12 protein-coding genes are annotated in these 10,608 nt (G+C 50.7%); 7 read left to right on the top strand and 5 right to left on the bottom strand.

Annotated features, from left to right (window positions below; all coding sequences use genetic code 11):
* On the bottom strand, positions 1–1,586 hold a 1,586-nt coding region (gene groL / locus AC4FIC_RS14480), incomplete at its 3' end, for a chaperonin GroEL (RefSeq protein WP_490359429.1).
* 37 nt (positions 1,587–1,623) lie between these two features.
* Positions 1,624–1,911, bottom strand: a complete 288-nt coding sequence (locus AC4FIC_RS14475; RefSeq protein WP_100257355.1) for a co-chaperone GroES — start codon at positions 1,909–1,911, stop codon at positions 1,624–1,626.
* Positions 1,912–2,330: 419 nt separating this feature from the next.
* Here AC4FIC_RS14475 and AC4FIC_RS14470 point away from each other — a divergent pair, with 419 nt between their 5' ends.
* The 7 genes from AC4FIC_RS14470 (at position 2,331) to AC4FIC_RS14440 (ending at position 8,200) form a co-directional block, all read left to right on the top strand.
* Positions 2,331–3,302, top strand: coding sequence for a response regulator (locus AC4FIC_RS14470; protein ID WP_158524345.1), 972 nt, complete (start codon positions 2,331–2,333; stop codon positions 3,300–3,302).
* Positions 3,303–3,355: 53 nt separating this feature from the next.
* Positions 3,356–4,249 carry a ketopantoate reductase family protein gene (locus tag AC4FIC_RS14465; RefSeq protein WP_100257357.1) on the top strand — a complete coding sequence of 298 codons (894 nt, stop codon included), beginning with the start codon at positions 3,356–3,358 and terminating at the stop codon, positions 4,247–4,249.
* A 47-nt stretch (positions 4,250–4,296) separates the two neighbouring features.
* The gene (locus AC4FIC_RS14460) at positions 4,297–5,937 is read left to right on the top strand and encodes a sensor histidine kinase (RefSeq protein ID WP_100257358.1); all 1,641 of its coding nucleotides are present in this window, start codon (positions 4,297–4,299) and stop codon (positions 5,935–5,937) included.
* Between the two features lie 4 nt (positions 5,938–5,941).
* Positions 5,942–6,508, top strand: a complete 567-nt coding sequence (locus tag AC4FIC_RS14455; protein WP_100257359.1) for a cob(I)yrinic acid a,c-diamide adenosyltransferase — start codon at positions 5,942–5,944, stop codon at positions 6,506–6,508.
* A 221-nt stretch (positions 6,509–6,729) separates the two neighbouring features.
* Positions 6,730–7,164, top strand: coding sequence for a thiol-disulfide oxidoreductase DCC family protein (locus AC4FIC_RS14450; RefSeq protein ID WP_488043915.1), 435 nt, complete (start codon positions 6,730–6,732; stop codon positions 7,162–7,164).
* Entirely contained in the window at positions 7,130–7,864 is a 735-nt protein-coding gene (locus tag AC4FIC_RS14445) for an SDR family NAD(P)-dependent oxidoreductase (RefSeq protein ID WP_100257361.1), read from the top strand. The genes AC4FIC_RS14450 and AC4FIC_RS14445 overlap by 35 nt, the downstream gene beginning before the upstream one ends.
* A 153-nt stretch (positions 7,865–8,017) precedes the next feature.
* Entirely contained in the window at positions 8,018–8,200 is a 183-nt protein-coding gene (locus AC4FIC_RS14440; protein WP_100257362.1) for a DUF6435 family protein, read from the top strand.
* Positions 8,201–8,416: 216 nt separating this feature from the next.
* On the opposite strand, the gene speD is transcribed toward AC4FIC_RS14440, so the two are convergent.
* The 3 genes from speD to AC4FIC_RS14425 form a co-directional block, all read right to left on the bottom strand.
* On the bottom strand, positions 8,417–8,869 hold the full coding sequence (gene speD, locus AC4FIC_RS14435; RefSeq protein ID WP_100257363.1) for an adenosylmethionine decarboxylase: 453 nt from the start codon (positions 8,867–8,869) through the stop codon (positions 8,417–8,419).
* Positions 8,870–8,932: 63 nt separating this feature from the next.
* A complete protein-coding gene (locus AC4FIC_RS14430; protein WP_273285965.1) occupies positions 8,933–10,159 on the bottom strand; it encodes an MFS transporter in 1,227 nt (408 codons plus the stop codon).
* A 94-nt stretch (positions 10,160–10,253) separates the two neighbouring features.
* Positions 10,254–10,608: hypothetical protein (locus tag AC4FIC_RS14425; RefSeq protein WP_488083935.1), on the bottom strand; the 355-nt coding region annotated here is incomplete at its 5' end.

Raw genomic sequence — 10,608 nt, 5'->3', positions numbered from 1 at the left:
GCAGAATCGGCAGGCTTGTCAGCGATCATGGCTTCAGTCGTGATCATCAGACCTGCAACCGAGGCAGCCGCTTGCAATGCAGTACGGGTTACCTTAGTTGGGTCAATGATGCCGGCTTCGATCATATCCAGATAGTCGCCCGTAGCGGCGTTGTATCCGAAGTTGCCCTTGCCTTTCTTCACTTCGTTCAATACCACGGAGGCTTCGCCACCGGCATTGCGAACGATTTGACGTAACGGAGCTTCCATGGCGCGTAACGCCAAAGCAATACCGACGTTTTGGTCTTCGTTATCGCCCTTAAGGCCGATAATGTTGGCCATCGCGCGGACCAGTGCAACACCGCCACCAGCAACAACGCCTTCTTCAACTGCTGCACGGGTTGCATGCAGAGCATCGTCAACGCGTGACTTCTTCTCTTTCATTTCGACTTCAGACGCAGCACCGACTTTCAGTACGGCAACGCCACCAGCCAATTTGGCAACACGTTCTTGCAACTTCTCTTTGTCGTAATCTGAAGTTGATTGCTCAATCTCAGCACGGATCTGCTCAACACGCGCCTTGATGTCGGCCTGGTTGCCGGCACCATCAACAACAACGGTGATTTCTTTAGTAGAGGTTACGCGCTTAGCAGAACCCAGGTGTTCCAGGGTAGCGGTTTCAAGGCTCAAACCAACTTCTTCTGAAATCACGGTGGCGCCAGTCAATACCGCCAGATCTTGCAACATGGCTTTACGACGGTCACCGAAACCCGGTGCTTTCGTCGCTGCTACCTTAACGGTACCGCGCATGTTGTTGACCACCAAGGTCGCTAAGGCTTCGCCTTCGATGTCTTCGGCAATAATAGTCAAGGGATGGCCTGACTTGGCAACCATTTCCAAGATTGGGATCAGATCACGAATATTGGAGATCTTCTTGTCGACTAACAGGATGTAAGGGCTTTCCTGTTCAGCAGTCATGTTCTCATGGTTGGTCACGAAGTACGGTGACAGGTAACCGCGATCGAACTGCATACCTTCAACAACTTCAAGCTCGTCGATGAAACCACTGCCTTCTTCAACGGTGATAACGCCTTCTTTACCAACACGCTCCATGGCATCGGCAATCAGCTGACCGATGGTGGCATCGGAGTTCGCTGAAATAGTACCGACCTGAGCAATAGACTTGGCATCAGTACAAGGAGTAGACAGCTTGGCCAACTCGATCACTACGGCCGCAGCTGCTTTGTCGATACCGCGCTTCAGATCCATTGGGTTCATGCCGGCAGCAACTGACTTCAGGCCTTCGTTTACAAAGGCTTGGGCCAACACGGTGGCAGTAGTCGTACCGTCACCCGCTTCGTCATTCGCTTTAGAGGCAACTTCTTTAACCATCTGAGCGCCCATATTTTCGAACGCGTCTTCCAATTCAATTTCTTTGGCAACGGTTACGCCATCTTTGGTCACCAGGGGTGCACCATAAGATTTTGCCAATACAACATTACGACCCTTAGGCCCCAATGTTACCTTGACCGCGTCAGCCAACAGATTCACACCTTTTTGCATCTTGTCTCGTGCGGAGAGACCAAAAACTACTTCTTTAGCAGCCATAATTCCTTACCTTCCTAATTTGTTTGATTCGGTTTAATTAAGCGATAACGCCGAAAACGTCGCCTTCGCTCATAATCAACAGCTCTTCACCATCAACTTTAACGGTGCTGCCGGAATATTGACCGAACAAAACGGTGTCGCCGACTTTAAGGTCAACGGGACGAACTTCGCCATTGTCGAGGATACGACCATTACCAACAGCAAGAATTTCACCCTGCGAAGGTTTTTCTTTCGCAGAACCAGGCAACAGAATACCACCAGCGGTGGTCGTTTCTTCTTCTTTGCGGCGTACTACGACGCGATCATGCAAAGGACGGATTTTCATGGATCAGTCTCCTAATAAAGTTGGGAGTATTGTTATTAACAAGTTAAATAAGTAAACCACTCTAAAACACTTACTTACTAGTATGTTTGTTTAACCGCAGCCCATAGATTTGGGGCAGAAGCCATCATTTCAATAGGCCGCAAAATATTTCTTTCTGTTATCGGCTAAATTAACCTCTCAGTGAGGTAACTCGTGGGCTGGCGGGCTACGGCCTGCTACCCGGCGGCCCACCTGGCCAAGAAGAAATGTACGACGAAAGTCGAATTCCGTTCGACAAGACGCCAAACCGAAGATCTGAAATTGGACCCCCTCACGCTCTCGACAAAAATAAGTCTTTCTGACAGATTAGTAAATGTCACCCTTTATAATGAGCTTCTATACTCTAATATCAATGGATGCAACACAGGAAAAACAGGGACATGCCAGCAAGCTCAAGCTCTATCATGATAGTAGACGACACCAAGTTCAGCAGTGCGGTGGTGCGCAAGCTACTGCAACTCGATGGTTTTACCGACATCCGGGTCGCCGACACCGCCATTGACGCCTTAGCCATGTTAAAGCAGCGCAATGCCGATGTTTTGCTCGCCGATTGGTTGATGCCCGGCATGGACGGTTTAGAACTGACCCAACTGGTGCGGGAACTCAATCGGCGTAAAAACGTGTTCACCTATATAGTCTTGCTCACAGCCAAGGAAGAAAATGAGGATTTGAAACAGGCCTTCGCCCAAGGGGTGGATGACTTCGTCGGCAAAACCTCCATGAAGACCCATCTACTGCCCCGTGTGCACGCCGCTCAGCGCATTTCCCGCTTTCAAAACTCGCTCTTGCAGCGCGAGCTGGCCCTGAAAGAACAGTTTCGTGCCCTCACCCTGCTCAATCAGGTTGATCCGGCCACGGGGATAGGCAACCAAGTCTTTATGGAGCAGCAGCTGTCCCGCTATTTAAAGCAGCACAAGGGGCGTAACGGCCATATCGGCTTACTGCTGTGCCGTTTCGATAATTTGGCGCACATGAGCGCGCTGCACGATGAGTCCTTTAAGAACCAGTTGCTTAAGGCTGCCGGCGATCGCTTGCGCGATACCGCCCGGCCAATGGATGATATCGCCCGGATCAACGATAACACCTTAGCGCTATCGCTCTATGGCAACGAATCCAATTTCACCACGCACAAATTGGTGCGCCGGGTGCAAGAAGCCCTGCTGATTCGGGCCTATTCGACCTCCATGGGCTTTGCCTCACTGACCGGCACCCTGCACTATGAGGTGATCGATGCCAATGCCAAGGCCACTCAAACAGCGTCCGAAGTGATCAGCGCGGCCTTGGAGCATCTGGAACAGATGGCCGATGGTCAGTCGGTGCACCTTTGGGCGCCGGACGACAAAGAGGCTTGATCCAAGATCAGGCTGGGTTAGACTGAGCCATACTTCATGAATCTGACCAGTCTATGCCGGCAATCTGCTCTCTGATCGCGGGCCCGGGTGCCATTGGCGCCCTCGCCTGCGCCCAAGCCCAACTCTATGGCCCGGTCTGGGCCTATGCCCATCGGCCAAAGCTAAGCTTGGCGACTGAATGCCGGCGCACCCCGACGTCCGTGCCGTTGCTCTGGCAACCCTTGAGTGCAGCAGAGGACACCGTCGAGCTGATCTGGATCTGTTGTAAGGCTTATCAGGCGCAAGCCACTGCAGAGGTACTGCTGAATCGCTACCCCAATGCCGTCGCGATCTTGTTGCATAATGGCATGGGTCCGCAGCAGCAGCTGGCAAAGCAGTTCCCCGGCCGCCTGATCTGGGGCACCACTACCTGTGGTGCGCTCAAACTGGACCCGTACACCTTTCAACAAACCGGTTACGGCACCAGCCACCTGGGCTTACCGCCTAGCTCATCGGCACGGAGCCCCGCTGCGGCTATGCTGGCGCGCCTGGCCACTTGGCATGGGCCGTTGAATCCGATCGTTACGGAGCAGGTTGAGCCGTTACTGTGGCAAAAAATACTAATCAATGCGGTAATCAACCCTATTACTGCGGCCCACCAGATTCGTAACGGCCAACTCTTAGAACCCGCATTTGCTGCCGAGATTGACGGCCTCTGTGGCGAAATAGGCCAGCTGATGCAACATCTGAAGCTGCCAGCCATTGCCAACCCGCACCAGCTGATACAGAAAGTTGCCACGCTCACGGCGGAAAATCGCTCCTCGATGGCCGAGGATGTCCGAACCGGTCGGCCAACGGAAATCGACTACATTACCGGCTTTTTGTTGCACCAGGCGCATGGCTTCGGGCTGGCGACACCCTTTTTAGCAAAGTGGCATAAACAAATTGCACAAGCTGGTAAATCCTGACAGTCTTATTGCTTCTTTTAGCTTCCTAGAAGTGCATCCAACTGCGCATGCTTCAGTTCAGGTCTCTCAGCCAACGCCTCTTTTTTGGCTATGCCGCCGCCACATTGGCGTTGATCGGTTTTCTGGTGCTTTTCGATGAGGTAACCGACTTTAGCCTGTTAACCCGCTTAATGGTTTCATTAACACTGATCAGCCTGGTGTTTTTAATCCTGCACCTATTTTTTTACCGCTACGTGCTCCGCCCGCTCAAACATCTGATGCAGATCACCCAGAAGCTGGCCGATGGCGGCAATTCATTGATTCGCGCCGAAAAAATGCAGAATGACGAGGTAGGCGATTTAGTCGATGCCTTTAATGAGATGCTCGACCAGATACAACTGCGTAAAGAAATGATTGTCTCCGAGCGAGATCGGGTCGCGATTGCGCTCGAACAGGCCGATGACTATGCCAATGTCACCCTGGCCACCAATAAGCAGCTGGAAATTGAGGTCCAGGTGCGCAAGCGCATCGAGGCCAAGCTGACCGAGTTTCAGCAGTTTTTGACCTCCATTATCGACTCGATGCCATCGGTGCTGATCACCATTGATCAACAATTTAATGTCACCCAATGGAACTGCGAAGCCTCCGACCTGAGCGGCACCGACAGCACCAAGGCGATCGGTAGTAAGGTTCAAGACGCCTTTCCGATGATCGCCCAGCATATTGAGTGGATCGAACAGGTTTGGCATCAGAACGTATCACGCACCTTGCACAATATCGAACAAACGGTTCATCACCAGATCCGCCACTTTGATATCATCGTCTACCCGCTCAAAGACACCGATGCACCGAGCGCGGTGATTCGGATCGATGACATTACCGATAAGTTCCTGATGGAAGAAGCCATTATTCAGTCCGAAAAGGTTATGTCATTGGGCGGCATGGCGGCGGGCATGGCGCATGAAATCAATAACCCGATCAGCGCCATCGTGCAGAATGTACAGAATATCAAGCGGCGCATCGCGCCCGACCTGGCCATCAATCAGCTCCAGGCCGAGAAAAGCGGTATTGAACTGGACCATCTGAACCATTATCTCACCGAACGCAAAATACACGCATTCTTGGATAATATTTCTCAGTCGGGTATTCGGGCCTCGAACCTGGTCACCAATATGCTGCAGTTTAGCCGTGAAAGTGGCGTGAATATGCAACCCTGCTTGATTGTCGATGTACTCGAAAAGGCTATTAACATTGCCATAACCGACGATCGCCTGAGCGATTTCAAAGACAATTTCGACCTCAATTTCGACCAAGACTTTGCCGCACCCCAGGCTCTGGTTGCCGGAGTATTTAGTGAACTGGAGCAGGTCTTACTCAATCTGATCAAAAATGCGGTATTCGCCATCAAAGAGCGCATGCTGAGTCTGAACGATATTGATGAGGGTATAATCCATATTCATCAATACGTCTTAGATAACCAATGTATTATCAGCGTTGTCGACAACGGCATCGGCATGAGCGCGCAAACGCGCAAGAAAATATTTGAGCCATTTTTTACCACCAAAGAAGTTGGCGCAGGCACTGGCTTGGGTCTGTCCGTCAGCTATTTCATTGTTTGCTCACACCATAACGGGCAAATGCAGGTGGAATCGGAATTCGGCCATGGCTGTCGTTTCGAGATCACCCTACCACTCTATATCGAGGCATAAGCAATTGGGTTACCGACTGACAAAGATCTACACCAAAACCGGCGACAACGGCACGACCGGCTTGGGCATCAATGAACGCATCGCCAAGGACAGCCTAAGGATTCAGGCCATTGGCGATATAGACGAGCTCAACAGCACCCTGGGTTTCTTTATTGAGAGTGTGGCGCCGACCTCCACGCATCGTGACGAACTGCGCCAAATTCAACACGACCTGTTCGACCTAGGCGGCGAGTTGGCCATGCCCGACTACAGCCTGCTCGACGGTGCCATTATCGACCAGCTGGAAGCCTTAATCGACCGCGATAACGCCGAGCTGCCACCGCTGACTAACTTTATCTTACCCGGCGGTAACGAAGCGGCCGCGCGCTGCCATATGGCACGGGCCCTATGCCGACGGGTGGAACGCACCGTGGTGACCTTCAACCGCGCCGAGGACAAGCCCCATACCCTGGCGCAAACCTACCTCAACCGCTTATCGGACTATCTCTTTGTCTTGGCACGCCTATTGGTGCAAGAGCAAGGCGATGCTGAAGTATTGTGGCAGTCGCGCCACCGCAGAGACCCCAAATAGCCTAACAACAGGCGCAGAGAACACCCTATCGCGGCAGCTCAGGCTGCTGCGCTGATTCATTCGAACTCGATTAGATCCCTTCTCCCCGCCCCTGCGTATTAATACCCAACAAATCGAAAGGCTTCTGGCAATTGGCCTAGCCTTGCCGACTGGTATTCATTTAACCAAGCCATCAGCCTTAGGTCGACCGATAGAGGCCCGTTCTCGAGGAGAAACGCAGCGTGACTCGCAGTAGTTTGACCATCTTTTACGACGCCCAGTGCCCCTTATGCAATCTGGAAATGCAGAAGCTAAAGGATCAGGACACAGCAGGCTTAATCATCTTGGTGGATTTACACCAGGAGGACTTTGAACAGCAATTTCCGCATGTCGATCGGGCTCAAGCGCTTAAGATCCTTTACGGCGAATATCAGGGTAAGCCTCTGAGGGCGATGGATGTCACCCATAGGGCCTGGACGCTGGTCGGTCGAGGAACCCTAGTAGCCCCACTGCGCTGGCCCATCATTCGGCCACTGGCCCATCTCGTCTATCTGCTCCTGGCCAAATACCGCCGCCCTATTTCCCATTTTTTATTTACGCGCTTTGGCCTCGGTCTGGCCGTGTGTGACCAAGGAACCTGTTATGAACAAACAAACCACTCTAATCATCGGGGCTAGCAGCGCGATAGCCAAGGCCTTGGCCGCGCAAGTTATTGCCGACCCGGACGCAGAACTGGTTTTGGTCAGCCGCGATGTGAGCTACTACCAAAGCGCCGAGTTTGAGCACGCCAAACTGGTTCGAGTAAGCGACTATCAAGAGGCTGAAATCGGTCTCGCGGTGGCCCGCATACAGCGCGCGACCGAATCGGACATTGCCCGGGTTTTTATCTGCCATGGGGTCTTGCACAACGACAACTGCCAGCCAGAAAAGCGCTTGGAGGACTTCTCCGCCGCGTCCTTCACTGAAATTGTCAGCGCCAACACGATCACCCCGATGCTCTGGTTAAAATCTTTAATGCCGATCCTAACGGGCCGCCAGAAGTGCAAGGTGGTGGTCTTTAGCGCCCGAGTCGGCAGCATAGCCGACAATGCAATTGGTGGCTGGTACAGCTATCGCGCCTCCAAGGCTGCGATGAATATGCTGCTCAAGTCGGCTGCGGTGGAACTCGCGCGTCGGGCAAAAAACATCAAACTGATCTCTTTTCACCCCGGCACCACGGATACACCCCTGTCGAAGCCGTTTCAGCGCAGCGTACCGGACGGTAAGCTCTTTACCAGTGAATTTGTCGCCGAGCAGCTATTAAGCATCGTGGCCGACACGCCAGTCGATGGCACAGCCAGCTTCCTCGATTGGCAAGGCAAAACCATACCCTGGTAGGGTTTGTGGCTACCGGGCAGGCGATTGTGGCTACCGGGCAGGCGGTTATTGCTACCGGATAGATGCCAAGGTTTGAGCCCCGGCCAAACTCGCTGAGCGATCTAACCCGGGGGTCCGTACGTAACCTCTTTAAACCTTAAGAAGAAATGACCTATGTTTTCTATGTTCAAGTCTGACCCAACGAAAAAACTCAAGAAGCAGTACGAAGCCAAACTTCAAGAGGCCATGGAAGCCCAACGAGGCGGCGATATTCGCAGCTACTCCATGCTCAGCGAGGAAGCGGATGGCTTGTACAAGCAGTTCCTCGCCGCCGAGCAAGAAGCAAAGGCAAAATAGGCACCGCCTGTTTGAGCGTTGGACATCGGCCTAATAGGGTCGATGTTGCCAAGCCTAGCGAAGGTTCGGCCATCTTAAACGGCCCTTGAACCCCGCCAATGCTCCTGACGGGGCCCTTATCCTCTGTAACACCCTCCCTATGAAAGCTCCGATCTAAGCTCCGATCTAAGAGAAAAGATTACCGCCTCGCCTCATCCTTGTGTCTGAATAAATCGTTTACCGATTATGTGCATATTGCCAAATTGAGCAATCATTCACAGCCCCCGTCTCGACAATGCCGCGGCGCATTGTGGTAAGCGAATGGTGTGAGGGACAAAACGCATCAATAATGACCTTTACCGATTCCTCGGGCCTAGACTTACCACACATAAAAATATCAAAGGCAGCATAATCTCGCTCTGGCCATGTATGTACCGAAATGTGTGATTCCGCCAGAACTGCCACCCCTGAAATACCACCACTGGACTCGAAGCAATGAACGTGCATGTGCAAAAGTGTTGCATCACTTGAACAAATGCAGTTATTAAACACGGCCTCCATAAAGCCACTGTCAGTTAATTTTTTAGCGCCCCACACATCGAGTATAATATGAGTGCCAGCAAACTCCACGCCATCGACCGTTTGAAAATAGTCCTTTACAGAGAAATCGGAGTCATTTTTTAATAACATGTACCGCCTCCTTATCGTGACAATAGTATTATGCTTTCCGTTAAAAACGCCAATACAGTCTATCTAAGACATATATTTTCCCCTTTCAACGGGCCAAGTACTGTGACTTTTTCGTTCTAACAAACGAACAATTATAAAGCCGAAGGCTATGCAAGCGCAGATAAAACCAAGTAGGACGCCTGCATATTTGGCACTGACTAGCATCAAAATAGCACCGATAAGCAATCCGGAAAGCGCTTCACCGGTATTGGCGAGAGTAGAGAAATAGCTAAAAACCTTACCCATGTATTTTCCTTCGGTATTCTTTTGAATGCTGCAAATTAGCGCGACATCCACAAACGCACCTGAAACACCTAAAACGAAGGCCCATCCTAACAGCCAAAAGAGATTATTCGACACAAACAACATTGATATACATAGGCCGTAAACCAACCAATAGACCGTGGGCGTATTCAGTGTGGTTTCGACTTTCCCGAACAGGTAGGCGCCAAATAGGGTTCCCGCAGCGATCAAACCTAAGGTCCAGGCCACAAGTTCAGGCGGCCGGTTCATATCCACCGTTATGTACAACGGAATAACAAGACGAATAATTGCTGAAATTGCAAGAATAGAGGCTGCGGAACAATACACGGTGTCAAAAAGCTTCCTTCGACCATTCAGGTACCTGAAAATATTAAACCTAATTTCATTGGAATCGCTGATTCGACCATTCTTGCCCAGAGGATAATAGTTAATTAGAAAAACCAGCATTAAGGAAACGAGATAGGTCATTGAGTCGAATAAGAAGGCTTGCCAGTACTCGCCTACTGTGACAATTACGCCCGCTATGAGTGGCCCAGCAATAACACCCAAATTCTCTGAGACTTGGAATCTACTGTTATATTTCGTAAGATCTGCTTTCTTTACCAGTTCTGGCAACATGGCTTGTTGAGCGGGTTGATAGAAACACCTACAGGTTGTCGACAAGAAAGCGATACAAGCCAACAGTGCAACACTTTCTCGATTAAAGAAAACCAGGTATGTTAAGGCAAGCGCCAAAGAAAACCGAATAGCATCCGCTATCAGCATATTCGTTTTCCTGTTATACCGGTCTGCCACCACACCACCCAGGTAGCCGAGAAAAAGATAGGGAATAAACTGAATAGTAATAACCAAGCCCATTTGAAATTCATTACCTTTCAACAGACCAACAATTAACAGGATAAATACAACATCTTGTAAGCTATTGCCCATCTTAGCGAGGCCGTGGGCGGCTATTAAGAGATACTTATTAACATCTCTTTTTTTCATTTAGGGCCATCCTTCAGGTTATTTATTTCACGCCTAAAATCGCCTAACAAGCAACCCACTAAATAAACTCATGACTACGGGTCTTAATATAATACTAGGTGAAATATTCATCCCCATAGACAACTTCCCGCGTCGAAATAAAACGGTCCGGCGTCTCTAACTGGGTGGCCACAATATTATCAAGGCACTGCCGTTCAGTTTGAGTCATCAGGAAATACATCATATTTACGTAGTTATACCACCCAGCCTTGGTGATCCGATAGTGAGTCGACTCATCCCGAATAAGCCCAATGCCAACAAGCTGCTCGATACGTTCAAGTAATACGCCCGGTATCTTATTAAAGGCAATACGCGCTTTATCAGCAAAGCCGTGGTATGGCAACCTGAGAATGAGGGGCCGAGCGTAATCGAGTACTTCTGGGTGTGTACGGACCTTAACAACTATTTCT

This window comes from Reinekea sp. (genome assembly GCF_982785585.1).
Note: the sequence above shows the minus strand (reverse complement) of the source record. Positions and strands in the feature narration are given on the sequence as shown.